This window comes from Desulfosarcina sp., from assembly GCF_055467485.1.
In genome coordinates, this window is sequence record NZ_JBUOIV010000016.1 from 1 (window position 1) to 24976 (window position 24976).

Genomic DNA, 24976 nt, shown 5'->3' on the forward strand with positions numbered 1-24976 from the left:
AGTCGGAAGTCGGAAGTCGGAAGTCGGAAGTCGGAAGTCGGAAGTCGGAAGTCGGAAGTCGGAAGTCGGAAGTCGGAGGGCACAGGGCGCTAGCGTCTGTCGTTGTGGCATACTTTTAAAATGACCGATCTTCCCTGCGCATTCCGGGATCCGGATTGTACCTGAACTATTCTTTGGAGGACCTGTGGACAAGTCGATGCCCGATGCCGTGACCCTGGTGGAGGTGGGGCCGCGCGATGGCTTCCAGTTCGAAAAGAGCGTGGTGCCCACCGACCGAAAACTGTCCGTGATCGCCCGGTTGGTTGCCGCCGGGCTGAAACAGATCCAGGTGGCCTCTTTCGTTCATCCGCGAAAGGTGCCCCAGATGGCCGATGCCGATTCATTGATCAGGCAGCTTCCCCTTAAGGACGGCGTGGTCTACACGGCATTGGTGCTCAACCGGCGGGGGCTGGACCGGGCCGTGGCCTCGGGTATCGCGGCCGTGGAAATCTCCCTTTCCGCCAGCGACGCCCACAGCCGCAAAAATGCCGGCATGGCCCATGTCGACGCACTGGACCAGGGGCTGCGCATGATCGATCAGGCGATATCCGCCGGCCTTCACGTGCGGGCCAGTGTCCAGTGCGCCTTTGGCTGCGTGGATGAAGGGCGGATCCCCGCTGCCCGCATTGCCGGCATTGTCCGCCGGTTCGTCGATCACGGGGTTCATGTGCTGGCCCTGGCAGACACCACCGGTATGGGATCGCCGCCGTTGGTCGAAGCGGTCCTGGATGCGGTGCTTCCCCTGGCCGGCCGGTCGCCCCTGGCGCTGCACCTTCACGACACCCGCGGCCTGGGGCTGGTTAACCTGATGGCCGCCTTGACATACGGCGTTTCGATTTTCGACACCGCCCTGGGCGGAATGGGCGGATGCCCATTTGTTGCTGGCGCAGCCGGCAATATCGGCACCGAGGACACCGCCCACCTGCTGGAACGGTTAGGGGTTCACACCGGTGTCGACTACCGCCGGGTGGGTGCCGTCTCGCGCGAGATGGAGGCGTTTTTCCAAAAATTCTTTCCCGGCCGGATGCATCGAATGACCGCCTTTCCCCCCCCGCCCGAATCGATTTAAAACGGATTGCCCCGCCTCTCCTTTTTTTTCAGAATCCCTTTAGTTTGAAATCGGCCTGCCGATATCTGGAACATATCGGGCAGATGACTTTAGCGGGCACAGCCAAACAGCGGCCGGGTTCCGGATTCAGATACATTCATGGAAGATCGATCGACGATGACGCCAATGACAGACGCACCCAAAGAGACCTTATTGTTTGTGGACGACGAGGAAAGCATTCTGGAGGTGGCTTCGGAATATTTCATGGCAAAGGGGTACCATATCCTGACCGCTGAAAATGGCCGCCTTGCCGTCGACATCATCGAAAATGAAAAGATCGACTGCTGCTTCACGGACATCAACATGCCCGAAATGGACGGGCTGGAACTGGCCGAGTACATTCGCAAGGTGGACAACACCATTCCGGTGATCATCATGACCGGTTATCCGTCCCTGGACAACACCATCCGAACCCTGAAAAACGGTGTGGTCGACTTTCTGATCAAGCCGGTGAACCTGAATCAGCTGGAAATCTGTGTCAAACGGGTGCTGCGGGAGCGCCAGCTGTTTATCAAAAACATCTTTCTGACCCAGGAGGTGGAGGGCAAACACCGGATCGAGACGCTCAATCGGGAGCTGACCTACAAAGTCGAGGAACTCAACACCCTCAACCGGATCATGACCGATTTTGCCACCATCGATTCCAGCTTCGATCTGTTCAAGCGGGTGGTCGACCTGTCCACCGAACTGACCCATGCTGACGAAGCCTGTTTTTACGTGATCAACGAGGCGATTCAGCGACCGGTGCAAGTGGCCCGGTCCGTTGCCGGCGGAAACGGCGGGCCGCCGAAGCAGTCAGGCCGTCCACCCGTTTCAGGTGAAGCCGGTCAGGGTGCCTGCAGTCTGGATATCAGCCAATTGGTCCTGGACAATTGCGAAGAGGACAAGCCCCTGCTGATCCATGAAAACAGCAACATCAAAGGGATTCCCGAAGCCATCCGGTCCCTGATGCTGGTTCCGCTGAACATCCGTAAAAAGGTTTTCGGCATGCTGGCCGTGTCGTCGCTGAACGGGGATGTCCGGTTTTCGGAAAAAGACCTGTATTACATGTCATTCATGACCAACAAGGCGGCTTATGCCATCGAAAACGTCGCCCTTTACGAAAACATCTACGAGAACCTGCTGGCCACCTTGTATGCCTTCGTCGGGGCCATCGAAGCGCGTGACCCCTACACCGAGCAGCATTCCAACCGGGTCACCCGAATTGCCATCGCCCTGTGCCGGGCCCTGGGCGGCAGCCAGGAGGAGCAGGACATCCTGAACGTCGCCGGCCAGCTTCACGACATCGGGAAAATCGGTATCCGGGACGACATTCTGCTCAAGCCGGGCCGCCTGACCGACGAAGAGTTCCGCGCCATCAAGGAACACCCGGTCATCGGCGCCAATATCGTCGAGCGCTTGGGATTGTGGGACAGGGAAAAGACCATCATCAAATGTCACCACGAGCGGTTTGACGGCAAAGGCTACCCCGACGGCCTGGCCGGCGAACAGATTCCCATGCTGGCCCGGATCCTCTCCGTTGCCGACGTTTATGATGCCATCGCCTCCGATCGTGCCTATCGCAAGCGGATGGAAGAGGCCAAGATTCTCGAGATCATGTACGGCGGCTCCGGCACCCAGTTCGATGAACGCGTCATCGATGCCTTCCGGTCGCTCTACGACCAGGGCGTTCTGAAGGCGATCAACGACGCCACGCCTTGATGCCGTGCGCCGGTCCCCACGCAAAAATAGTGCCCGCAGCGGGTCATCACCGGCGGCCGCCCCTTTCCCCAGACCGGCCGACAACCTGATTTCGACCGTTTAACCGGGCATTGCATTCCCTTTTCTCCCTCTTTATCATTTGATCCGAATGGTGTAAAAGGCTGAGCATCACGAAACAGACCCATGAACGCCGGATTGCGGCGGTCGTGTAAAACGCTAAAGGTGCCTTATGCCGGCCTGGTCGGAGCCACAGGATCTGAAGACATGGATGGCGCGGGGGCTGAGCCTCCGGGGAACCGTCCTGTTCCTTTCCGTGCTGGCGATTCTGATTTCCGAAGTGCGCTTCAGCTGGGTGGAGATTCTGGTGGGACGCTATCTGGCGGTTACCAACAGCCACCGGCCGGAATCGGGCAACGTTTGGGAGCAGGGCCGCCTGAAACAGGTCGCCACCCAGACCCTGGAGCAGATGGTGACCCAACAGCTCACCGCCCAGCGTGAAGCCCGCGAGGCCAGCTCGCTGGCCCAGCTCATCGATGGCCTTTCCCCCTCCCAGGGGGCCATGATATCCGCCGAGCAGTTTAAAAGCCTTTACACACAGATCCCCGAAGCCGCCGCCCGGAACCTGTTTTCACCCATCCTCATGCTGCGCATCAGCGCCGAAAAGAGCTGGGACCGGGTGTATATGGAACGGGAAAACGGCCAGGTGGGCATCTACCTGCTGGATCGCGGAAACAATGTGCTCAGCTACAAGACACTGACCGACCAGCAGCTCAAATCCGCCGGCACCGAACCGCACATCCTGACCGGAACCCTGGACGAGCATGCGGAGTTTGTCGGCCGCATCTATCCGGCGGATCGGTTTTTCATGGCCCTGGACACCCTTTCCCCGGAGACCCAGCGGGGAGTGCTTTCCCAGCCGGGGACCCTGCTGTCCGCCCAGGGGACGCCCCTGCGTGTGGGGGTCAGCGATGAAGTCGAGGCCGATTTGATTCGTATCGGCATCGAGATGGATACCCCCCAGGGGCGGCAGGTCTTGCTGGCCATGGGGCAGGAGTGGGCCGTCTGGCAGGTTCGCATGCTGCTGGAGCCCCGGCTTTCCAAACCGCCGTCCAGCAAGGCGCGCTGGCCGCTCGGCCGGGAGGATCCATGACCGTCCCGCTGCGTTTTTTCCGGGCCCTGACCGCCTTTATCTACCTGGCGGCGGCGGCCGCGGCACTGGCCGGAATGGGGCTGTTCTGCCTGTTCCTGGTGGCGGTCGGGGACCTGCCCCGGGTTCCCGAACCCATCGGTCGCATCAACGACACACCGGCCACTGAAATTTTCAGTTCCGACGGCCAGCGCATTCTGACCATCGGGGGACGGGAAACGGTTGCCCTGGATGATGTCTCCTACCCGTTCATCCAGGCCATTCTCGCCACCGAGGACCACCGGTTCTGGGAACATCGGGGCGTCAACAAGATACGAACCGTCAAGGCCCTGTGGATCACCTTGTTCGAACCGGGAAAAATTCAGGGGGCATCCACCATCACCCAGCAGCTGGCCAAGAACCTGTTTTTCAGTTTCGAGCGCACCTGGCTGCGCAAGTTTCGGGAATTGCTGGTGGCCCTCCAGATCGAAGCCCAGTTTTCCAAACAGGAGATCCTGGAGGCGTACATCAACCAGATCCCCTTTGGTGTCGGTGCCTACGGCATCGGCGAGGCGGCGCGTACCTTCTTTGGCAAATCGGCCGGTGAACTGAACCTGGCCGAAGCGTCCCTGTTGGCCGGGTTGCCCAAATCTCCAACCCGGTACAATCCCTTTCGTTACCCCGAGCGGGCGCGGGCCCGGCAGCAAGTGGTGTTGAATCGAATGGTCACCGCCGGGATGATCAGCCGCGAAGAGGCCGTTGAGGCCGAAGCCGTGTCGATCGACCTGCGCACCCAGGGCCGGTCGCTGCGGGTGGACAGCTATTTCCTTGACGCGGTGATGAAATCGCTGGAGGAGACCTACACCCCTGAAGTCGTCTACCACGGCGGTCTGCGGGTCTACACGACCCTGGACGCCGGCATGCAGCAGCAGGCCGAAGCAGCCCTGCAGCAGGGGATTTTTGAGCTGGAGTCCCAGATGGACCTGACCGGCCGGACCGAAGACACCGTGGTGGAAGACGACAACGGGCTGCAGGGCGCGCTGGTGGCCGTGGATGTCAATACCGGGGCGGTGAAGGCCTTGGTGGGCGGGCGGGATTTCTTTCAAACCCCATATAACCGCGCGTTGCAGGACAACCGGCAGCCGGGCTCCGGCTTCAAACCATTCCTTTACTACGCGGTGCTGGAAAACCTGGACAAGACGCCGGCCGATGTGATGGTCGACCAGCCGGTTTCGATTCCCGTGGCCGGCAAACCGCCATGGAAGCCGCGCAATTTCAAGCGCACCTACGACGGCCCCATGGTGATCAAAAAGGCTTTCACGGAGTCGGTGAACACCGTTGCGGCGCAACTGGTTTCCGACCTCGGCCCCGAAGCGGTGATCCACACCGCCCGGCGCTGCGGTATCAGCAGCCCCTTGAACCCGGTCTATTCCGTGGCGCTGGGCACCTTCGGGGTCAGTCCCCTGGAGATGGCCGCCGCCTATGCCACCTTTGCCTCGGGAGGCGTGCGGCACCCGCCTTACTGGATCCGCCGGGTCGAGGATGTGAGCGGCCGGGTGCTGGAGGAGCACATCATCACCGGTGAACGGGTTTTGAATGAATCGATCAATTTTCAGCTGGTGGACATGATGAGCGGCGTCATCGACTCCGGTACGGGAAATGTGGTCCGGCGAATGGGCTTTGTCCTGCCGGCGGCCGGTAAAACCGGCACCACCAACGATTACAACGACGCTTGGTTCACCGGTTTTACCCCCAACCTGAGCACATCGGTCTGGGTGGGGTTTGACCGGGGCCAGGGCATGCGGGATAAAAACGGAGCAGGCATTACCGGCGGTCGCGGCGCTGCGCCCATCTGGGCCCGGTTCATGAAGCAGGCCACAGATGGGGAGCCACCCAGGGCCTTCATGGCACCGCCGGACATCTATTTCAAGAAAGTGAATCCGGAAACCGGCTCGGTGGCCGGATTCTGGACGCGCGACCCGGTCACCGTGGCCATGAGAAAAGGACATCCATAGGGGATATGGGATATCTGTTCAAACATCTGGCCGTCCGTCTTTGGACGGCCCTGGCCATCGGCAGCCTGGCCGGCCTGGTCGTACTGCCGCCTTTTGCCGGTGCCGTGGGACCCGGATGGATGTTCGTGCCCGGCCTCGGCCTGCTCGGCGCGGCATACTGGTTTACGGGCGTGGCATTTGCCGCCATGGGGCGCCGCCGGTTAGAGCGCCTGCTTGGCGAGGCCATGGTATGGGAACGGGCCGGCATGCCCCGGGAAGTTCGCCAGGCCCTGTCCCGGGCGTCGGCCATTGTGGACAGCTTCTTTTTCTCCCCACTTTCCCGGCGTCAGCCGGCCGGGCGTCTGCTGGCCCAAACGGCCCGGTTCCAGATGGCCCAGGCGGCCCCTGGTCCGTCGTCTGATGCTGTTTTCGGCGCCTATCTGCGCGCTTTTCCCAATGACCGGGACGCCGCTGTCAAATGGCTGGACGGGGTGCTGGCCGGAAGGGCGCTGACCGGTCAATCCCATGACATTGCCGCCAGGATCGGGGCTGCGCATCCACAGGATATGGCCATCCAGCGCATGCTGGCCCAGTTTTACCTCGCCGAACGGCGCAGCGACTTCGCCGCCCTGCAGACTTACGAGTTGCTGATGGATGCCGGAGAACCCCTGCCGGAGGAATTGATCGGCGACATCGCCGATCTTTTCCTGGCCGAGCGGCGCCCGGACAGCCTGGCCCTGAAGGTCTACCTGGACGTTTACCACCGCGGCGAGCGTGATAAACGCCTGCTTCACGGCATCGCCGCCTGCTGCCGGATGGTCCGTCCCAGCCCGCTGACCCTGCCGCTGCTGGAAAGGGCCGATGAGGTGCTGGTGGACATCGACGCATCCCAGCGCAGTAAAATGGCGGCCGCCTTCCTGCCCGAGACGACCGATGCCGGTACGGGGCGACCGGCCGGGGGGCACCGGATCGAGCGGCCGGCCATTGGTCCGATGATGCGCAGCGCATTGACCGGAATCAGCCGGCTGGCCTTCGGGTTGGTTGCCTCTGTTTCAGGCCTATTGCGAAAAATCAGGGAGGGATTGTCGTCCAGGCGGGGTAAATCGGTGTTGAAATGGTCGGCCATGGGGCTGTTCATGATCGGTGTGGGATGGCTGGTGATCAATACCGCCATTCATTTTGCCGACACGTTTAAAACGGTGGAAAAAGCGCCGCTACCGGTGGTTGCCCCGGCCACCGATCCCTTTACCCTTCAGGTGGCGGCGTATCTGAAAGAAAGCGACGCCCGGCGCTATGTGGACCAGCTGAAGGGCCAGGGTCTGGACGCTTACTGGAACCGGGCGTCCGGTTCCAGCAAAACCTGGTTCCAGGTGCGCATTTCCCATTTCAAGACCAAAGCGGAGGCCCGGTCGGTGGGCGAGGACCTGAAAGCGAGGCAGCTCATCGGCGATTATTATGTTGCCAATTACAAACGGCCTGACGTACCATAATCGCGTACAATCGTCGCTCGGCGACATCCCGCCCGTATTCGGTAATTATCCGGCGTATGGTAACTATTCAACCTGACTCGATTTCGCGAAAAGGGAGCTGAACATGAACGCCACCGCAATGACCCGAATTGTCGAACTATGCCTCAGACTGGACAATCACGCCTCCCGCTTATACCTGAGCCTGGCCCGCAATGCCGTGACCCAGGACCTGACAGCCTTCTGGCAGGATATTGCCGCCAAAAACGAGCAGCATCTGCTCTACTGGGACCGGCTGCTCAATTGGGCCGAAAAGGGGATGCTCAACAACCTGTTCGATGACCCGCAAAAAACGCTGGACGAGCTGACGGGGCTGGAGGAGAGAGTATACGACCTGGCCGACAGCTGTGCGCAGGTGCGCCAAAAGAAAAAAGCCTTCACCATGGCCTTCAAACTTGAATTTTACCTGTTGCACCCGGCCTTCGAGACCCTTTCCCAGTATGTGGCCACCTTCAACGGCGATGCCGGATCGGATTTTTCCTACGAGCGTTTTGTGAGCCGGCTTTTCGATGCCCTGCAGCAAAATGAGTTGGGCACACTGGAGTTGGAGCTGGTCGGTGAGGTCATCCACCGCCTGTGGAAAGAGAACCGGCGGATGGCCTTTTTGAGCAACTACGATGAGTTGACCGGTATTTTTAACCGGCGGGGGTTGTTCAATGCGATCACGCACCTGGCCCACCTGGCCCAGCGCAACGAGAACACCGTTGGCGTACTGATGGTCGATATCGACCATTTCAAGGCGATCAACGACAACTTCGGCCACCAGTACGGTGACGAGATGCTGCGCCGGGTGGCCGGAAGCATCCGCGAGGGCATCCGTGCCTCGGACGTCCTCGGGCGATACGGCGGCGAGGAGTTCCTGGTCTTCCTGCCCCGCGTCGAGCCGGTGTCGCTGGGAGAAGTGGGAGAAAAGATCCGGCGGGCCATTGAGACGATGCCCGACACGCGTGCATCCGTCACCGTCAGCATCGGCATTGCCCACGGTCATGTGGGAAGGGAGGTGGACGCCGACGTCAAGGCGCTCATCTACCAGGCCGATGAAAAACTGCTGGCGGCCAAGGCCGCCGGCCGCAACCGCATCGAACTGTGACAGTTGTCAAAAAGAGCTTGTTTCCCCGGGTCAAAGCGTTTAGACTGGCTTCATCTGGATACAGTATGGCCGACCGCCATAACGAACTGGAGGAGTCAAACATGGAAAAACAGGATGTCATCAGGATCGCTGAAGGTCTCAGGCTGATCGAGGAGGGCGTGGAAACCATTCAGGGCGTGATGAAGGAAAAGAATATCAAGTCGCTCAAAGACGTGGCAGCCGAACTGATTCCCTTTTTCAAAAAGGATGACGATTCACTCACCGAGTCCATTATCAGCCACCTGGAATAAAAAGACCACCCGAACGTGTTCCGCCGGCCCGGCATGCCGGGGAGAAAAGGCCGGACCCCATCTTGCGGGATCCGGCCTTTGAATTGACCCAACCACCTTCCGTCTTCAAGCTGACCCGCTATTTAAAATCCATGCGCAACTGCTTCTTGTTGATCTTGCCCACGCTGGTCTTGGCGATGGTCTCGACGATCTGCACGCGGTCCGGCACGCCGTACTTGGGGATGACGCCGTCGTCGGCAAACTGGGCGAAAAAGGCCTTCAGTTCCTCCGGGCTGGTTTCCTGCTCCGCCCCGGGTTTGAGCACCACCAGGGCCATGGGCCGTTCACCCCATTTGGGATCCGGCACACCGATCACCGCTGCTTCGCTCACGGCCGGATGGCGGCTGATCAGGTCTTCCAGGGTCAGCGATGAGATCCATTCACCACCGGTCTTGATCACATCCTTGACCCGATCGGTGATCTGCAGATAGCCTTCCGCGTCGATGAATCCGATGTCGCCGGTGTGCAGCCAGCCGTTGACCCACAACGCCTCGCTCTTTTCCGGATCCTGGCTGTATCCCTGGGTCAGCCAAGGCGAGCGCACCACCACCTCGCCGGCGGTTTTGCCGTCGTGGGGCAGGGGGTTGCCATCGGTGTCCACCACCTCCAGCAGCACGTTGGGCACCGGCAGCCCCGTTCGGCAGCGCATTTCCACCTGTCGCTGGGCGTCCCACGCGAGCATGTGGGGCTTGAGGTTGGACACGGTGAGCAAGGGGCAGGTTTCGCTCATGCCATAGGCGGTGTAAAGGTTGATGCCGTTTTCCAGGCCGGCTTTGCAAAGGCCCTGGGAAAGGGCGCTGCCGCCGATGACCACCTTCCAGCGTGACAGGTCCAGTTTCTTGATCACCGGGCTGGAGACCAGCATATGGATGATCGTGGGCACGCAGTGGGAGAAGGTGACTTTTTGGGAGACGATGAGCTTGAGCAGCATCTCCGGTTCGTATTTTCCCGGGTAGACCTGTTTGGTGCCCAGCATGGTGCACAGGTAGGGAATTCCCCAGGCGTGAACGTGAAACATGGGGGTCATGGGCATGTAGACATCGCCGGAATTGATGCCGGCCTGGGATTCGTAGGCGCACAGCCCGGACATGAGCCCGTAGGTGTGCAGCATGATCTGGCGGTGGCTGAAGTACACGCCCTTGGGAAGGCCCGTGGTGCCGGTGGTGTAGAAGGTGGTGGCCATGGCGTTTTCGTCGAAATCGGGAAATTCGTATTCAGGGGCCGCCTCGGCCAGCAGGTTTTCGTATTCGCCGTCCAGGGCCACCGGGGTCTCCGGGCGGGTCGGTTCGTCGGTGAGCAGAACGATCTTCTTGACGGTTTTCATCTGGTCCTTGACCGCGGCCAGCAACGGCAGAAAGTCGGCGTTGACCAGGATGACGTCGTCCTTGGCATGGTTGATCGTGTAGATCAGCTGTTCCGGCGACAGGCGGATGTTGATGGTGTGCAGTACCGCCCCCATCATGGGTACGGCGAAAAAACACTCCAGATAGCGGTGGCTGTCCCAGTCCATCACCGCCACCGTATCCCCCTGTTTCACGCCAAGTTTTTCCAGGGCGTTGGCCAGGCGCTGCACGCGCCGGTTCAGCTCGACATAGGTATACGTCATCTTGTCCCGGTAGACGATCTCCCGCTCCGGGTAGTAGGTCAGCGGGGTGCGCAGGATGTTTTTGATCAAAAGGGGAAATCCATAGGCAGACGGGGTCTTGGGGATGAGTCTGACAGGCATGATGGTCCTCCTTTAACGGTCGTCAAGCGGGTTTTGATGGATTCGACAGAAAACAGGAACGATTAGATTGTTCGGGTTCGGGGGATAGCCGTTCAATGGCAAGACTGTAGGGGCAACGCGTGCAGGATGTCAAGAAAAAGGAGCCGCGTGGGCAGGGCTGCCCGGGGGGGAGGCCCTTCAGCGGTTATTCGGCCGCAGGCAGGCAGCTGCCGCCGCCGATGGTCAACCTGTCGGCCAACCCGCGGGAAGCCAGCACCGCGTGCACCTGGCCGATCGCCGATTGGGCGTCAGGCACCTCGATGAAGAGGGTTACCACGCCCCGGGCATAGCGGCCGCCCCGCCAGCGGCCGGCACCCGATTCCTTCAGGGCTTTCTCCAGGGTGCGGGACAGATCCTGACGGAACACGGACATGTCGGGATCGTCGGCCGGGGGGTCCGAGGAGAAATCAAAATGAAGGGCCAGGGTTTGCATGATGACGAATCTATCATCCGGTTGTGACAGATGCGGTCACATCCGCCGACACGTTTTTGAGGCGACCCATTCATGCCCGGATCTGGCCAAACCGCTGCCGGATGGTTATGGTTCTTAAAAACCGTGACCGGTCCGCGAACCGATGACCTGCTCCGTTTGCCTGTCATCCGCAGATTTTGCCGACCTATCCAAAGGAGACGACCGCAGCCGATGACATCCACCGTTAAAACCGATTTGAACCACAGCCACAGCTTCGGCCAGGATCACAAGCGGCCGGGGGAAAGCCGCACCATCATTGTCATTGCCGTTACCGCTGCAATGATGGTGGTGGAGATCGCCACCGGAATCCTTTTTGGCTCCATGGCCCTGCTGGCCGACGGCCTGCACATGGCCTCCCACGCGGCGGCCCTTTCGATAAACGCCTTTGCCTACGTCTACGCCCGCCGCCATGCCCACGACGAACGCTTCAGTTTCGGCACCGGAAAAGTGAACGCGCTAGGCGGTTTTTCCGGCGCGGTCCTGCTGGCGGTGTTCGCGGTGATGATGGCGGTGGAGAGTGTCGTCAGGCTGTTCAATCCCGTGGCCATCGCGTTCAACCAGGCCATCCTCGTTGCCGTCATCGGGCTGGTGGTCAACGGTCTGTCCATGTTCGTCCTGGACCACAAAGACGGCGCTCATCACGACCCTGACCACGGACACGACCATCAGGGGCACGGTCATGATCATCATCACCACGACCACAATCTGCGGTCGGCCTACCTGCATGTCCTGGCCGATACGCTCACCTCGTTGTTGGCCATCGTGGCACTGCTGGCGGCAAAATACTTCGGCCTGGTCTGGATGGACCCGCTCATGGGAATCGTGGGCGCCATCATGATCTCGCGCTGGTCCATCGGTCTGCTGATCGGCACCAGCCATGTGCTGCTGGATCGGCAGGCACCGGCCGACATCCAGCAGAAAGTGGTGGACGGCATCCAAGAAAACGGCGATAATCGGGTCGTCGACCTTCACCTGTGGACTGTCGGGCCCGACATCTACGCAGCCATCGTGTCGGTGGTCACGGAAAACCCCAAACCGCCGCAATACTACAAGCAGCTGATCCCTGCGGATTTTAAATTCGTCCATGTAACCGTGGAGGTAAACCGAACGTAAGGGGTTGTCGGAAGCCTTCCGGCAACTATGCGATCAATCATTCATCCAAAGGAGGCAATAATGGCAGCCAAGAAAATTCTCATGCTGGTGGGCGATTTCGTCGAGGACTACGAGGCCATGGTTCCGTTTCAGGCCCTGGGCATGGTGGGCCACACGGTCCACGCGGTCTGCCCCGATAAAAAGGCGGGCGAGACGGTGCGGACTGCCGTTCATGACTTTGAAGGTGACCAGACCTACAGCGAGAAGCCGGGGCACAATTTCGGCATCAACGCCACCTTCGACGAGATCAGGGCCGAGGATTACGACGCCCTGGTGATTCCCGGCGGCCGGGCCCCGGAATATATCCGGCTCAATCCCAGAGTGCTGGAAATCGTGCGCCACTTCTCCCAGGCGGGCAAGCCCATCGCCGCCGTCTGCCACGGCGCCCAGGTGCTTGCCGCCGCCGGTGTGCTCAAGGGGAAAAGCTGTTCGGCCTATCCGGCGGTGGGACCGGATGTCGGGTGTGCCGGCGGCACCTTCGCGGACATCCCCGTGGACCAGGCCCACGTCGACGGCAACCTGGTTACCGCCCCGGCCTGGCCGGCCCATCCCCAATGGCTGGCCAAGTTTTTGGAGGTGCTCGGCACCCGCATCGAGCTGTAAAACGGTTAACATTTCAGAAAGAGATGGACAGGGACGGTGCGCGTCCGCAGATGGTGCATGCGGGTCAAGATCGGGGCCGAAGCGACGGTGCACATGCAGGTGGAGAAGCGCCGCGCCACGACCCCTTGACGAAGGCCGGTCAACGCTTTCTTAACGTGAATGCCGCGCTTGAGCCGTCGGCGGCAAATGGGCGCAAGCGCCACTCTGCATGTTGATCCCGCACCTCGATGAATGTTCTTTTTTCAATGAAATCAGGATTTAAAATGGTATTCGGCCTGCGCTACTCGCGTCAAAACCATTTGCCGTAAATCTTCTGATAGTCACCGTTGATGCGGCTGGTCATGATCTCGATATCGAACAGTTCCTTTAACGCTTCTGCGCCTGTGTTTGGAAAAACGATCCCGTAGCGCTGATCGGCAAACATCCTTCCGACGACCTTTATGGTCGGGTCCAGTTTGGCTGCGTACATCAATGGTGGGGCATCGTAAACGATCGCATCCGCGCGGCCCTCTTTCAGGTTGGCGAGCAGCTCGTCGAACGAACTGGTCAACACGATTCTCACGTTGTGATAGCGCAGGAAATCCTCACTGGTGGTGTCCATGATGACCGCCACTTTTTTGCCGTACAGGTCGGGCAGATCGGCAATCTCGCCGTGCTTGATGCGATCCACGGTCAACGCAGACGAGAGCGTGGCCGTCAGACCGGCAAACCAGATGATGCCGATGAACATCCAGATGGCGGCGATGACCCGCCCGCCGATTTTTTTCGGACGTTTGTCGCCATATCCCACGGTGGACATGGTCACCACGGCCCACCAGTATGCGTCCATTATCCCTCTGGCATAGGCGGCGGGGAACCCCAACGGGTCTTTGTCATCCTTTTCGATCCACCAGACCAGGTGGGCCACGACGGTCAAGCCCACGAAAAACAATACGACGGAAAACCCAATCATCCGGAACACGGCGCTGCCGATGGATGTGATCTGGCTGATGGTTTCATTTCTGACCGCGATCATCAGGCCGGATTCAAAAAAAGGCTGGGAAAAGTCCACCCGTTTTTCGCGCTCGGCGGTGATGGTAATGCCGGCAAATCCCAGGTCGCAAGCCCCTGACTCCACTGCCTCCAGCAGGTCCGGGACGCTGCTGTACATGATGAACTCGGGGTCCAGATTGTTTTTTTCGCAGATGATGGTGGCGACATCGATACAAAAGCCGCTGAAATCCTTGAAAACAAGGGGGGGGAACTCCTTGACGGCGATTTTTATCGGTGCAGGGGTCGTGTCGGCGGCGGCGATGGGGACAAATCCCGCAACGAGGATCAACAGGAGAATGAGCGGCTTTTTCATGATTTCCTCTTCCGGCGTCGGGCTAAAAAGCCGATCAGCAGCGGCACGGCAGCCATGCCGACGCTCAGCAGCATCACCCAGGACAACCGCACCGCCCAGACGATCCATTGGTCATCGCCGAGGCTGCGGGCGTACTGCGGCATGGGCAGGATCACGGCTGCCACCGAAGCCAGGACGAACGCTCTGGCCGCCAATCCGGCCAGGCGCCCGGGTCGGTCTTTGCCGGTGTCGATCATTGGCCGGCGATGCCGTGTTTTTTCATTTTGCGCCACAAGGTGGTGCGATCCATTTTCAGTTCCCGGGCGGCGTTGCCGCGATGGCCGCCGCTTTTCTTTAAAGCCGCCAGTATCCGCAGGTGCTCCCGGTCGTTCGACCCTGCCGGGGTGGCGTCAGGGGTGGCCGCGGCAACGGATGGCTGTTCCTGCCTGACATAGTCCGGCAGGTGGTCCGGCTGGACCATGGCTTCGCGGCAGATGATCAGGGCATGCTCCAGGATGTTTTCCAGTTCGCGGACATTGCCCGGATAATCGTAGTTGAGCAGGATCTGCATGGCCGTTTTGGAGATGGCCGGCGGGGTCGCCGCCCGGGCGGCGCACAGGCCGCGGACGATGTGGCGGATCAGCAGGGGCAGGTCCCCTCGTCGCTGCCTTAGCGGGGGCAGTTCGATGCGCATGACGTTGAGCCGGTAGAACAGGTCTTCGCGAAACAGCCCCCGGTTCACCAGGTCGTTGAGCTGCCGGTTGGTGGCCGAGATGATGCGCACGTCCACCTTGCGGGTGCGTCGGGAGCCCAGCGGGTAAAACTCCCTGTCCTCGAGCACCCGCAGCAGCTTGACCTGGAGGGAGAGCGGCAGGTCGCCGATTTCGTCCAGGAAGATGGTGCCGCCCTCGGCATCGGAGAAGCGGCCCGGCTTGTCCCGGTCCGCCCCGGTAAATGCCCCTTTGACGTAGCCGAAAATCTCCGACTCGATAAGGTTTTCCGGAATGGCGGCACAGTTGACCTTGATCAGCGGTCTGGCGGCCCGCGGGCTGGCCGAATGGATCACCTTGGCCAGCAGGTCCTTGCCGGTACCCGTTGCTCCTTCGATGAGCACGGTGGCCTGGCTGGGGGCCACGACCGCCACCATCTCGAATATCTTGCGCATGGACGGATCTTTGCCGATCATGTCGTGGTAGGTGTAGCGGTTGCTGATCGCCCGGTTCAACTGGTGGGCCAGGGTCATGTCGTGAAAGGTGGCCAGGCCGCCCACGATGACGTTTTTCTCATTTCTCAAGGCCATGTAATTGGCCCGGATGGGAATGGTGACGCCGTCCCTGTCGGTCATGCGGCCCTGGTGGCTGCTGCGGGTCTCGCCCGATGCAATGGATTCCTTCAGCAGGCAGACGTCCGGGGAACGCTCACCCGAGAAGATCATCGCGCAGGACTGGCCCAGGACCTGATGCCGGTCGTAGCCGGAAATGGTTTCCGCCGCCCGGTTGAAAAAATTGATCAGCCCGCCCCGGTTGACGGTGAAGATGCCCACATCCAGATTGTCCAGGATAATCTTGAGACTTCTCTCCTCGTAGTGCAGCCGGTCGATGAGCTGGGTGATGGGGGAGTGGTCCTGCAGGATGGTCATGCATCCGGCGATTTCGCCGCTGCGGTTGTATATGGGAGTGGCCATGCGTGTGATCAGGTGGCGCTGGTTTTCCTCGTCGGTCACTTCCATGTCCGGGTCCCGGTCCCCGGCGGTTTCCGGGTGGTGCATGACGCATTCGACCGAGCAGGGCACCCCGGTGAAGACTTCACGGCAGTCCCGGTCGACCACCTCTGGCTCGCGCAGTCCCAAAAGGGCCTGGGCACTGAGATTGATGGCCGTGATCCGCCGGCTGCCGTCGGCCACGAAGGCGCCGATGTTCAACTCGTCCATGACGTCCAGCCAGTGGTCGCAGCGGATGCCCAGGCGATGGTGGGGCGTCGTCATGGCTGCTTTCATGCCGTCCCTCCGGGAGAACGTGAACCGGGCGCCTGGACCGGCAGCCTGATTTCGAAGGTGGTTTCCCGTCCCGGTTGGCTGGCGGCCGTGAGCGTGCCGCCGTGACGGTCGATGATGCCGTAGGTGGTGGACAGCCCCAGACCGAGGCCGTGGCCCTCCCGCTTGGTCGTGAAGAACGGCTCGAAGATCTGCGCCATGTCCGCTTCGTGAATGCCGTGGCCGGTGTCGGTAACCCGGATGACCACGGTCGCAGGCTTATCTTCCAACGTTGCGCTGAGTGTCAGTGTGCCGCCGTCGGGCATGGCATCCACGGCATTGAAAATCAGGTTGAGCAGGCATTGCTGCAGTTGGTTGGCGTCCCCGCTGATGTCGGGCAGATGGTCCGCGATGCAGGTGGCCAGCGTGACGTTGCCCAGTTCGAGCCGATGCCGGGCCAGCACGATGCTGCGATCCACGATCTCGCTGATCGACACGGGCCCGACCGACACCGGCGACCGGCGCGAAAAGGTGAGCAGGCTGGCGACGATTTTCGAGCAGCGGTCGGTCTCGGTTTCCACCAGCGACAGGTAGCGGGCGAACTGGGCATGCTTGTCCGGGGGCAGGGGGCCTTTATTGACGGTGCGCAGCATCAGCCGGATGTAGTTGAGGATGCCGGCCAGCGGGTTGTTGATCTCATGGGCTACGCTGGCGGCCAGGCGTCCTAAAGACATCATCTTGTCCTGGTGCAGCAGGCGGGCCTGGTCGGCCATCTCCTGCTCCAGGCGATGGATGCGCCGCAGGTCGCGGAAAAAGCAGACGGTACCGGCAGCCTGGCCGCCTTCCATCAATACCGCGGCCGACAGCTGCACCGGCACCGGTTGTCGACGGTGATCCAGCAGGCAGGTTTCGTAGAGCATCAGCCGATTGGGGCCGCCGTGACCGGATGCGGCCAGATCTTCCCGGACGCGGCGGTATTCCGCCGGGCTGAAGAAGTGCTCCAGGGTGGCTTGATTGAGCACCGACGCGCGGTCGAGCCCCAGCATGCGCTCCATGCTGCGGTTGAAGGTGACCACCTTGCCGCTGCCGTCGCAGCCGCAGATACCGTCCATGGAGCTTTCGATGAGCCGGTCCTGAAAGGCGACGGTCTCCTCCAGCTGGCGGGTGGTGCGGGAGAGCCCCTTTTCCAGATGGCGGGTGTAGTCCTTGAGCTGCTGACGGGTGGCGTAGCGGTGACGGGCGCGTTCGAGGGCAACCATCATGGCTTCGGTGTGGATGGGCTTGGTGATGAAGTCCGAGGCGTCCAGCTGCAGGGCGCGAATGGCGGTCTCCATTTCGCCGAAAGCGGTGGCCACGATGACCTCGGTGTCCGGAAAACGCTGCTTGACGGCTTCCAGCACCTGGATGCCGTCCATGCCGGGCATGCGGATGTCGGTGATGACGATGCGGGGGGAGAACTGCTCGCAGCGGGCCAGCCCCTCGGCGCCGTCGGCCGCGGTGTCGACCACGTAACCGGCATCCGTGAGGGTCAGGGCGGTGACCTCGCGGATGTCTTGTTCATCGTCGATGATCAGCACGGGCCATGGGTCGGTAGAGGTCATCGTTGACCGCTTTCGTTGGTTCGTAGAAACCGCAAGGGTTAAAAGTAGGCACAATTACGGACGGAGTCGCACAGGTTCCAAAAACTGCATTCATCATAGGCAATCCCTTCCTGGTCGTCAATATTCCACTCTATGGGCGCTGACCACCATCCATATCCGTAACCGTTTAGAACCTTGAAGGCATAGAAGAGACGAAAATGGTTGGCTATCCTGGATAGAAAAAATGCGTTGGGCGGCCTTAATGCAGTGCGAAACTGGCGATTTGCAATTTCACGCCATAATTTCGGAGCATGCTTTTGTATTGACAACTTAACAGGTAGCTGGCATGCTTGCCTGAAGTCAGGAGATTCAATGCTAAATCCACAGTCACCCATCCCATTATATCACCAGTTGGCCGACATCCTCATGGAGGGGATCCGTTCCGGCGAATACCCGCCGGGCGTGCGCATTCCATCGGAGCCCCAGTTGGCCAAGGATTACGGCATCGGGCGTCCCACGGTGCGCCAGGCCATCGACGTGCTGGTGCGCAAGCGCCTGCTGTCCCGGCGGCGGGGGTCGGGGACCTACGTGCGTGCACCGGAGCAGGAGATCGACCTCTTTTCCCTGGCCGGCACCAGTTCGGCTTTCCACAAAAAGGGGATCGCCGTCGAGGTTCAACTGCTCGATAAAACCAAGCGGGTAAAAGTTGCGCCTGATGCGGAGAACCCATTTGCAGGCGGGTTGGCTTTTTTTCTTTCACGGTTGAACCGGGTGGCCGGTGTGCCGGTGCTGCTGGAAGAGATTTATCTGCACCCGGTGTTGTTCAAAGGCATTGAGATGATCGATCTCACCGGGCAATCCCTGTCCCAGGTGGTAGAATCCAGCTATTACATGCGACCGGTGGGGGGGCGGCAGACCTTCCGCATCGGCTGCCTGGATGCCGGGAAAGCGACGGTCATGGCGATAGATATCGACACGCCGGTGCTGGTGGTCCACCGGCTTCTCAATTTCAAGCAGTCGCGCAACGCCGTTTTCTCGGTGCTTTACTGCAATACGGACACCTTTGTTTTCTCTCAGCAGATTGGAGGCCTGAGCCATGATTAAGCGAGGCTATTTCGGCAACTTCGGCGGGGCGTTTCTACCCGAGATCCTGGTCGCCACTTTCGACGAACTGGAAGGGGTATACAACGACGCCAAGAACGATCCGCTCTTCTGGCATGACTACGAACAGCTCATGTCCAGCTATTCCTGCCGGCCGACGCCGATCACCGATGCCCGGAACCTGACGCGCCACTTCGGCGGAGCCCGGATCTTCATCAAGCGCGAGGACCTCAACCACACCGGCGCCCACAAGGCCAACAACGTCATGGGGCAGGGGCTGCTGGTCAAACGCATGGGCAAGACCCGCGTGATCGCCGAGACCGGGGCCGGCCAGCACGGGGTGGCCACGGCCACCATGGCCGCGCGCTTCGGTTTCGACTGTACCATTTACATGGGCGAGGTGGATGTCGAGCGCCAGCGCCCCAACGTCTTCTGGATGGAGCAGCTGGGCGCCACGGTGGTGCCGGTGACCGACGGCACACGGATTTTAAAGGACGCCATCAACGAGGCCTTCCGCGACTGGGTGACCAACATGGATTCCACCCACTACGTGCTGGGTACCGTCTGCGGGCCGCATCCTTTTCCGGAAATGGTCTCCTGGTTCCAGTCCATCGTCGGCAAGGAGGCCCGCCGGCAGTTCATGGAAACCTTAGGGCGGCTGCCCTCCCGGGTGTTTGCCTGCGTGGGCGGCGGATCCAACGCCATGGGCATCTTTTCCGGGTTTTTCGATGACGATGTCGAACTGGTGGGCGTCGAGGCCGCCGGCCGGGGCTTGGATTCCGGCGAACACGCCTCGCGGCTTTGCTCAAATGATGCCAGCGTGGGCGTGGCCCAGGGGTACAAGACCTATTTTCTGCAGGACGGGGACGGCCAGATGAGGGAGACCCACTCGATTGCCGCCGGCCTGGACTATGTCGGCGTTTCGCCGATCCTGTCGGACCTGAAGGAGAAAGGACGCGTGCGCTTCGAAGGGGCCACGGACGATGAGGTGGTCGAAGCGTTGCGTCTGACCATGAAAAAGGAGGGTGTCATCCCGGCCCTGGAGTCGGCGCATGCCTTTGCCCGGGCCTTCAAGGAGGCGCCGGGGATGTCGCCCGACGAGACGATCCTGATCAACCAGTCCGGCCGGGGAGACAAGGACATCTTCACCATCGCCGATGCCTTTAACGATCCCAAATGGAAACAATTCATCATTGAAAAGGCCAAACAATACCATGCTTGAAACATACATTCGCTCGCGGCTGGCCGAGAAGAAGATTTTGCTGATGACCCACATCGTCATCGGGTATCCGTCTCTTGCGGCCTCCCTGGAGATCGTGCGCACCATGGTCGAGGCCGGGGTGGACCTGATGGAACTGCAGATCCCCTTTTCCGAACCCATCGCCGACGGCCCGGTGATTTTGAAAGCCAACCAGGCCGCCCTGTCCAACGGGACCACGGTGGACCAATGCCTGGATTTCGGCCGCACGGTGGCCCGGCAGTTTCCCATCCCCTTTCTATACATGACCTACTACAATATTTTGTTCAAGCACGGCGTGGAGCCGTTTGCCGAGGGTATGCGGGCCGCGGGCCTCAAAGGGGCCATCGTGCCGGACCTGCCGCCGGAGGAGGCCGCCGATTATCTGGCCGCCATGGGCGGGCACGACCTATCTCCCATTTTCATCTACTCGCCCACCACCTCCGATGCGCGCATGAAAACCATCGCCCGGGTGGCCGACGGTTTTGTTTACTGTGTGGCCCGTAAGGGGGTCACCGGCGACCAGACGGAATTTTCCCGGCAGATCGGGGACTACTTAGCGCGATGCCGGGCGGCCACGCATTTGCCTCTGGCGCTCGGGTTCGGGGTCAAAGACAGGACGGATGTTGAATTTTTGACGGGGAAGGCGGATATTGCCGTTATCGGCTCCCAGACACTGAGGGTCGTTGAAGACGCGGGGGTCGAGGCGATGGGACAATTCATCCGGCAGGTTGTCGGCGGATAGACAGATCAGGTGCGACCATGATTCAAGCTTTCAGATTTTCCAGGATGCCGCAGTTGATCCTCGGTCCGGAAACCGTCGGCGGGCTCGGAAAAATCGCGGCATCTTTCGGCCGTACGGTGGTCCTGGTGGTTGGATCGAGTGCGATCGAGCGATCCGGCCACCTATCCCGGATACTGGACGATCTCAACGGGTTTGGCGTCAAGGCGCTTCAATGCCGCGTTGCCGGGGAACCGTCCCCTGCCACAGTCGACCAGGCAGTGGCTGATTTGAAGGGTAAGCATGTCGATGTGGTCCTGGCCGTCGGCGGCGGCAGTGTGCTGGATGCGGGTAAAGCCATTGCCGCCATGCTCAAGGAAAATGGGTCGGTCGTCGATTTTCTGGAAGGGGTCGGTCAACGAACGCCATCGGGTGAGTCCGTGCCCGTGGTTGCCGTGCCCACCACCTCGGGGACCGGCAGCGAAGCAACCAAGAATGCGGTCATTTCCCGGGTGGGAAGCGGCGGTTTCAAGAAATCCCTGCGGCATGACAACTATGTCCCCCGGTTGGCCATTCTGGATCCCCGTTTGTGCGTTTCCGCCCCACCACCGGTGACTGCGGCCTGCGGCATGGACGCCCTGACCCAATTGATCGAAGCCTATGTTTCCACCAAGGCTTCGCCCTTGACGGATGCCATGGCCATGGACGGGATGCGGCACCTGATCCCGGCGCTTCCCGACGCCTGCGGCAAGGGTGCCGCAGATACCGCCTGCCGCGGCGCCGTGGCCTACGGGGCTTTTTTATCCGGCGTCACGCTGGCCAATGCGGGCTTGGGCGTGGTGCACGGCGTGGCCGGGCCCATGGGCGGTGTCCTGTCGATTCCCCACGGCGTCGCCTGCGCCAATTTGCTGCCCTATGCGGTGAAGGCCACCGTCGGGAATCTGGCTGCCATGCATCCGCCACTCAGCGACACGGCCGTCGGAAAATTTGCCCGCATCGGCAAACTATTCGGCGCCAGACAGGAAGATCCCCTGGATTGCTGTCACCATTTGGTGGATTGCCTGTACGGATGGCTCGATCTGCTGGACATTCCCCGATTGGGGCAGTTCGGTTTGACTTCTGCCCATGTCGACTATCTGATGAAGGCGGCTTCCAACAAGAATAATCCGCTGCCGCTGTCCGCCGATCAGATTGGCCGGATGATTCAGGATCGGTGCTGAGCGGGTATAAGATCCGGTTTTTTCTCATATGGATCGAAAACCCCGCATCTCGGAGGGTTTACTAGTTCCTGACCATTTTCCGGGAAATCGTCCTGAGGCCTTTCATTCCTTTATGCTCCGAAAACTGGCGCTGATTGGAGCGTCCCTCCGCCTGTTTATTTAAAAGACGCCAGCATCCTGCCCGCTTTTCCGGCCAATCTGTGCAAATTTAGGTGGGTTCAGTGAATAAATGCTTGGAAAATGCCTCTCCGCCAACAATTTGGCGGTGCACTTCGAATGAGAATTAAAAGTAATTATAAATATTTCAAAATGTTGGAGTCATTCGGGATTGTGGTATGCACGTTGCATTGTAACAGGCACACGATATTGATGGTATGGTGATGAAGCACCATCGACCATAATGCCGGGAATGGGACTACAACATATGAAAAACATGATGGCAGCCAGATGCGATGAGGATTTCTCCCGATTGAGAAAACAAAAGCCCTTTTCTCTCGAAGAGGAAAGGGCCAATGTTTTTCCGATGGGAAAAGATGAGATCGGACTTCTGGATATTGTACTCTTAGATGCAATCGCTAAAAGCGAAGCCTGTATCCGCTGAATTTACGAATGCACGCATACAATCAACAGGCGGTGCATCAATGCCGCTATTCGATGATTTCAAGAACTGTTCGTTTTTTAACCTTTGAAGAGACGGCACCCAAAATGGTTCGCATGGCCTGGGCCGTTCTGCCTTGTTTGCCGATGACCTTCCCCAAATCTTCTTTGGCCACCGTGAGTTCCAAAACGGTGGTTTGATTTCCTTCCACTTCCGCTACGGAAACCTGCTCGGGTTTGTCCACCAGTGACCGTGCTATATAGGTGACTAATTCTTTCATCGCATTTTCCTTTCAGTGAATCCCGCCGTTGTGTCCAATTGAGTTCCCGCGCCCATTCAATAGGGTACAAAGATCCTTCTGCGTTTCCACGCATGGACCTGTTCCAGTCGATTTGTCATCTTGAATCAAAGAATTAATTGCAGTCAGGTAAATTATATATGAGTTAAAGCAAATCACAATACTAAAAAAATTCGTAAATACCACTTAATTAAAGTAAGTGGTTTATGAAAAAAGTTGTCGCGAAAAACCGTTCCTACCCGGTCACCGGTCTGCAAAACCGACCGACCCGATGACCGCTTCCGGCGGCTGGAATCCTAAATCGGGTTGGTTTGCGCTTGTTTCCACTTATCCGCGGTGATAAATCAACTAATTGACCTTGTGGCCGGCCTGATCACGATTATTTTGTGTGTGGCATTTGGTGATGCCGGCAATTGAAATGGATCGAACGGCGGCAGCGAGCGTTAACCCCGTCGCTTGTCGCGGGCAAGGTTTAATGTGGATCGGTCATCACCTTCCTTGGAAGGTGGAAAGCGCAAATGGCAAAGAAGCTTTGGAGCTGCTTTGCCGGATAATGCCTAAAGTGCGTCAGCATATGAAAAACGGTTACCACCACCGGTATTTTTTGCTTTTGGGTGTTTGGATGTTATTTTCCTGCAACCCTTATCAGCCGTCGGTGATGCCGGATGCGGCGGGTAAAATTCCCGGCGCCTATTCCCTGTACGGCGAAGAACCGAATCCGTCCTCGTTGTGGTGGCAATCCATGGGTTCCACGGAACTCAGTCGATTGATCGATACGGCGCTATCCGACAGCTTTACGCTGAAAGAAGCCTGGGCCCGGCTTCAACAGGCCAGGTCACTGGCTGTTCTGGCCGGCGCAGCGCGTTACCCGGATCTGGCTGCGACCGGTTCCGTCGAATATACCCGGCGTCGATCAGAAACCCTTTCCGGCGGTTCCGAAGGTGACGGGAATTACGCGATGGGTCTGGTCAGCAACTACGAACTGGACCTGTGGGGGAGGCTTCGAAGCCAGCAGGAAGCGGCACGGATCAACGTGGAGGCGACCCAGGCGGACCTGCAGACGGCCGGTATCACGGTGTCGGCCGAAGTGGCCGACCGTTGGGTGCGGATTATCTCCCAACGCCTGCAGAAGCAGCTTCTGGAAAAGCAGTTGGCGAACAATCTGATTTTTTTAAACCTGATCGAACTGCGTTTCCGCAAAGCCATGGTTTCCGCCCTGGATGTCTACCAGCAGAAACAGGTGGTGGAAAACGTCCGGGCGAGAATCCCTCTCGTGGAAGCCGAAACCCAGTTGTTGATGCATGAGCTGGCCGTGCTGCTGGGGCTGCCGCCGCGGGCGGATCTCAGTTTGAGGCAAACCGACATGCCGGTTGTCGGCAGGCTTCCGGCATTGGGCCTGCCTGCCGATCTTCTGGCCAACCGGCCCGATATCAGGGCGGCCGGCATGCGCCTGAAGGCTGCCGAATGGCAAGTGGCGGCTGCCCGGGCCAACCGCCTGCCTGCGCTTCGCTTGACCGCCGGTGCACAATACGGTCGCAGCGACCTGGACTTGCTCTTCGATACCTGGTTGCTGAGCCTGGCCGCCAACCTGACGGCACCTATTCTGGACGGCGGCCGGCGCGCGGCGGAGGTGGACCTGGCCCGGGCGCAGGCGGATGAAGGCCTCTGGTTTTACCGCCAGGCGGTATTGACCGGCGTCAAAGAGGTCGAGGATGCCCTGGAGAGCGAAAACCGGCAGCGGGAGCATATCAGCGGGCTTGAATCAGTGATGGCGGCGGCCCGCAAAGGGCTTGAAGAGGCCATCCAGAGGTATCGGCGAGGGTTGAGCGATTACCTGCCGGTCCTCACCCAACTGATCGCCGTTCAGGATCTCGAAAGGGATTTGATCCGGCAGCAGGAGACGCTGATTCGATATCGCATCGCTTTGCACCGCGCGTTAGGCGGCGGTTGGATCGGGGACACCGAACCGCCGGAGGCCGCTATGGGAAATGGGCACCGGGGATAAGACGAAATTGGACAG

The 24976-nt window shown here is 59.9% G+C and carries 22 protein-coding genes; 15 read left to right on the top strand and 7 right to left on the bottom strand.

Annotation, left to right across the window (positions count from 1 at the left end):
* Positions 1-184 precede the first annotated feature (184 nt).
* The 7 genes from ACZCED_RS09800 to ACZCED_RS09830 all read left to right on the top strand — a co-directional run bounded on the left by ACZCED_RS09800 (position 185) and on the right by ACZCED_RS09830 (position 8874).
* Positions 185-1108, top strand: a complete 924-nt coding sequence (locus ACZCED_RS09800; RefSeq protein WP_462971899.1) for a hydroxymethylglutaryl-CoA lyase — start codon at positions 185-187, stop codon at positions 1106-1108.
* A 165-nt stretch (positions 1109-1273) separates the two neighbouring features.
* Positions 1274-2848: an HD domain-containing phosphohydrolase gene (locus ACZCED_RS09805; RefSeq protein WP_464860705.1), complete on the top strand. Its 1575-nt coding sequence runs from the start codon at positions 1274-1276 to the stop codon at positions 2846-2848.
* A gap of 268 nt (positions 2849-3116) precedes the next feature.
* Entirely contained in the window at positions 3117-3998 is an 882-nt protein-coding gene (locus ACZCED_RS09810; protein WP_464860706.1) for a hypothetical protein, read from the top strand.
* Positions 3995-5989, top strand: a complete 1995-nt coding sequence (locus ACZCED_RS09815; protein ID WP_462971896.1) for a transglycosylase domain-containing protein — start codon at positions 3995-3997, stop codon at positions 5987-5989. The genes ACZCED_RS09810 and ACZCED_RS09815 overlap by 4 nt, the downstream gene beginning before the upstream one ends.
* Before the next feature lie 5 nt (positions 5990-5994).
* Complete coding sequence (locus tag ACZCED_RS09820; protein ID WP_464860707.1) at positions 5995-7458, top strand: SPOR domain-containing protein; 1464 nt, start codon at positions 5995-5997, stop codon at positions 7456-7458.
* Positions 7459-7561: 103 nt separating this feature from the next.
* Positions 7562-8584, top strand: a complete 1023-nt coding sequence (locus tag ACZCED_RS09825; RefSeq protein WP_462971894.1) for a GGDEF domain-containing protein — start codon at positions 7562-7564, stop codon at positions 8582-8584.
* Between the two features lie 65 nt (positions 8585-8649).
* Positions 8650-8874: a hypothetical protein gene (locus ACZCED_RS09830; protein WP_462971893.1), complete on the top strand. Its 225-nt coding sequence runs from the start codon at positions 8650-8652 to the stop codon at positions 8872-8874.
* A gap of 118 nt (positions 8875-8992) precedes the next feature.
* Here the strand turns inward: ACZCED_RS09830 and ACZCED_RS09835 are convergent, their stop codons facing one another.
* Together ACZCED_RS09835 and ACZCED_RS09840 are read right to left on the bottom strand one after the other, a co-directional pair.
* On the bottom strand, positions 8993-10639 hold the full coding sequence (locus ACZCED_RS09835) for a fatty acid--CoA ligase (protein WP_462971892.1): 1647 nt from the start codon (positions 10637-10639) through the stop codon (positions 8993-8995).
* 184 nt (positions 10640-10823) lie between these two features.
* Positions 10824-11111 (bottom strand): hypothetical protein, encoded by a 288-nt coding sequence (locus ACZCED_RS09840; protein ID WP_462971891.1) that lies wholly within the window; start codon positions 11109-11111, stop codon positions 10824-10826.
* 210 nt (positions 11112-11321) lie between these two features.
* Here ACZCED_RS09840 and dmeF point away from each other — a divergent pair, with 210 nt between their 5' ends.
* Both dmeF and ACZCED_RS09850 read left to right on the top strand, forming a co-directional pair.
* Entirely contained in the window at positions 11322-12263 is a 942-nt protein-coding gene (dmeF, locus tag ACZCED_RS09845; RefSeq protein ID WP_462971890.1) for a CDF family Co(II)/Ni(II) efflux transporter DmeF, read from the top strand.
* Positions 12264-12323: 60 nt separating this feature from the next.
* Entirely contained in the window at positions 12324-12905 is a 582-nt protein-coding gene (locus tag ACZCED_RS09850) for a DJ-1/PfpI family protein (protein ID WP_462971889.1), read from the top strand.
* 289 nt (positions 12906-13194) lie between these two features.
* Here the strand turns inward: ACZCED_RS09850 and ACZCED_RS09855 are convergent, their stop codons facing one another.
* The 4 genes from ACZCED_RS09855 to ACZCED_RS09870 are packed head-to-tail and all read right to left on the bottom strand — an operon-like array spanning position 13195 to position 17802.
* Positions 13195-14250: a transporter substrate-binding domain-containing protein gene (locus ACZCED_RS09855; RefSeq protein ID WP_464860708.1), complete on the bottom strand. Its 1056-nt coding sequence runs from the start codon at positions 14248-14250 to the stop codon at positions 13195-13197.
* Positions 14247-14486, bottom strand: a complete 240-nt coding sequence (locus ACZCED_RS09860; protein ID WP_462971887.1) for a hypothetical protein — start codon at positions 14484-14486, stop codon at positions 14247-14249. Before ACZCED_RS09860 ends, ACZCED_RS09855 begins: the two co-directional genes overlap by 4 nt.
* Positions 14483-16225, bottom strand: a complete 1743-nt coding sequence (locus tag ACZCED_RS09865; RefSeq protein ID WP_464860709.1) for a sigma-54 interaction domain-containing protein — start codon at positions 16223-16225, stop codon at positions 14483-14485. The genes ACZCED_RS09860 and ACZCED_RS09865 overlap by 4 nt, the downstream gene beginning before the upstream one ends.
* On the bottom strand, positions 16222-17802 hold the full coding sequence (locus ACZCED_RS09870) for an ATP-binding response regulator (RefSeq protein WP_462971885.1): 1581 nt from the start codon (positions 17800-17802) through the stop codon (positions 16222-16224). The genes ACZCED_RS09865 and ACZCED_RS09870 overlap by 4 nt, the downstream gene beginning before the upstream one ends.
* Positions 17803-18153: 351 nt before the next feature.
* Here ACZCED_RS09870 and ACZCED_RS09875 point away from each other — a divergent pair, with 351 nt between their 5' ends.
* From ACZCED_RS09875 to ACZCED_RS09895, 5 genes are all read left to right on the top strand, one after another.
* Complete coding sequence (locus ACZCED_RS09875) at positions 18154-18885, top strand: GntR family transcriptional regulator (RefSeq protein WP_464860710.1); 732 nt, start codon at positions 18154-18156, stop codon at positions 18883-18885.
* Positions 18878-20104 (top strand): tryptophan synthase subunit beta, encoded by a 1227-nt coding sequence (trpB, locus tag ACZCED_RS09880; RefSeq protein WP_464860711.1) that lies wholly within the window; start codon positions 18878-18880, stop codon positions 20102-20104. The genes ACZCED_RS09875 and trpB overlap by 8 nt, the downstream gene beginning before the upstream one ends.
* A complete protein-coding gene (trpA, locus tag ACZCED_RS09885) occupies positions 20097-20864 on the top strand; it encodes a tryptophan synthase subunit alpha (RefSeq protein WP_462971882.1) in 768 nt (255 codons plus the stop codon). Before trpB ends, trpA begins: the two co-directional genes overlap by 8 nt.
* Positions 20865-20881: 17 nt before the next feature.
* Positions 20882-22060 (top strand): iron-containing alcohol dehydrogenase, encoded by a 1179-nt coding sequence (locus ACZCED_RS09890; RefSeq protein ID WP_464860712.1) that lies wholly within the window; start codon positions 20882-20884, stop codon positions 22058-22060.
* 424 nt (positions 22061-22484) lie between these two features.
* A complete protein-coding gene (locus ACZCED_RS09895; RefSeq protein WP_462969515.1) occupies positions 22485-22661 on the top strand; it encodes a hypothetical protein in 177 nt (58 codons plus the stop codon).
* A gap of 46 nt (positions 22662-22707) precedes the next feature.
* Here ACZCED_RS09895 and ACZCED_RS09900 read toward each other — a convergent pair whose 3' ends face one another.
* Complete coding sequence (locus ACZCED_RS09900; protein ID WP_462969514.1) at positions 22708-22938, bottom strand: KH domain-containing protein; 231 nt, start codon at positions 22936-22938, stop codon at positions 22708-22710.
* 640 nt (positions 22939-23578) lie between these two features.
* Between ACZCED_RS09900 and ACZCED_RS09905 the strand changes: the two genes are divergently transcribed.
* A complete protein-coding gene (locus ACZCED_RS09905) occupies positions 23579-24961 on the top strand; it encodes an efflux transporter outer membrane subunit (protein ID WP_462969513.1) in 1383 nt (460 codons plus the stop codon).
* Positions 24962-24976 lie beyond the last annotated feature (15 nt).

What these genes read in the sequence shown, in the direction of transcription:
- ACZCED_RS09850 (WP_462971889.1), top strand. Translation starts at nt 12,324, where the DNA reads ATGGCAGCCAAGAAAATTCTCATGCTGGTGGGCGATTTCGTCGAGGAC.
- ACZCED_RS09895 (WP_462969515.1), top strand. Translation starts at nt 22,485, where the DNA reads ATGAAAAACATGATGGCAGCCAGATGCGATGAGGATTTCTCCCGATTG.
- ACZCED_RS09820 (WP_464860707.1), top strand. Translation starts at nt 5,995, where the DNA reads ATGGGATATCTGTTCAAACATCTGGCCGTCCGTCTTTGGACGGCCCTG.
- ACZCED_RS09830 (WP_462971893.1), top strand. Translation starts at nt 8,650, where the DNA reads ATGGCCGACCGCCATAACGAACTGGAGGAGTCAAACATGGAAAAACAG.
- dmeF (WP_462971890.1), top strand. Translation starts at nt 11,322, where the DNA reads ATGACATCCACCGTTAAAACCGATTTGAACCACAGCCACAGCTTCGGC.
- ACZCED_RS09840 (WP_462971891.1), bottom strand. Translation starts at nt 11,111, where the DNA reads ATGCAAACCCTGGCCCTTCATTTTGATTTCTCCTCGGACCCCCCGGCC.
- ACZCED_RS09870 (WP_462971885.1), bottom strand. Translation starts at nt 17,802, where the DNA reads ATGACCTCTACCGACCCATGGCCCGTGCTGATCATCGACGATGAACAA.
- ACZCED_RS09905 (WP_462969513.1), top strand. Translation starts at nt 23,579, where the DNA reads ATGTTATTTTCCTGCAACCCTTATCAGCCGTCGGTGATGCCGGATGCG.
- ACZCED_RS09810 (WP_464860706.1), top strand. Translation starts at nt 3,117, where the DNA reads ATGGCGCGGGGGCTGAGCCTCCGGGGAACCGTCCTGTTCCTTTCCGTG.
- ACZCED_RS09900 (WP_462969514.1), bottom strand. Translation starts at nt 22,938, where the DNA reads ATGAAAGAATTAGTCACCTATATAGCACGGTCACTGGTGGACAAACCC.
- ACZCED_RS09835 (WP_462971892.1), bottom strand. Translation starts at nt 10,639, where the DNA reads ATGCCTGTCAGACTCATCCCCAAGACCCCGTCTGCCTATGGATTTCCC.
- ACZCED_RS09805 (WP_464860705.1), top strand. Translation starts at nt 1,274, where the DNA reads ATGACAGACGCACCCAAAGAGACCTTATTGTTTGTGGACGACGAGGAA.
- ACZCED_RS09890 (WP_464860712.1), top strand. Translation starts at nt 20,882, where the DNA reads ATGATTCAAGCTTTCAGATTTTCCAGGATGCCGCAGTTGATCCTCGGT.
- ACZCED_RS09815 (WP_462971896.1), top strand. Translation starts at nt 3,995, where the DNA reads ATGACCGTCCCGCTGCGTTTTTTCCGGGCCCTGACCGCCTTTATCTAC.
- ACZCED_RS09865 (WP_464860709.1), bottom strand. Translation starts at nt 16,225, where the DNA reads ATGAAAGCAGCCATGACGACGCCCCACCATCGCCTGGGCATCCGCTGC.
- ACZCED_RS09875 (WP_464860710.1), top strand. Translation starts at nt 18,154, where the DNA reads ATGCTAAATCCACAGTCACCCATCCCATTATATCACCAGTTGGCCGAC.
- ACZCED_RS09855 (WP_464860708.1), bottom strand. Translation starts at nt 14,250, where the DNA reads ATGAAAAAGCCGCTCATTCTCCTGTTGATCCTCGTTGCGGGATTTGTC.
- ACZCED_RS09860 (WP_462971887.1), bottom strand. Translation starts at nt 14,486, where the DNA reads ATGATCGACACCGGCAAAGACCGACCCGGGCGCCTGGCCGGATTGGCG.
- trpA (WP_462971882.1), top strand. Translation starts at nt 20,097, where the DNA reads ATGCTTGAAACATACATTCGCTCGCGGCTGGCCGAGAAGAAGATTTTG.
- ACZCED_RS09825 (WP_462971894.1), top strand. Translation starts at nt 7,562, where the DNA reads ATGAACGCCACCGCAATGACCCGAATTGTCGAACTATGCCTCAGACTG.
- trpB (WP_464860711.1), top strand. Translation starts at nt 18,878, where the DNA reads ATGATTAAGCGAGGCTATTTCGGCAACTTCGGCGGGGCGTTTCTACCC.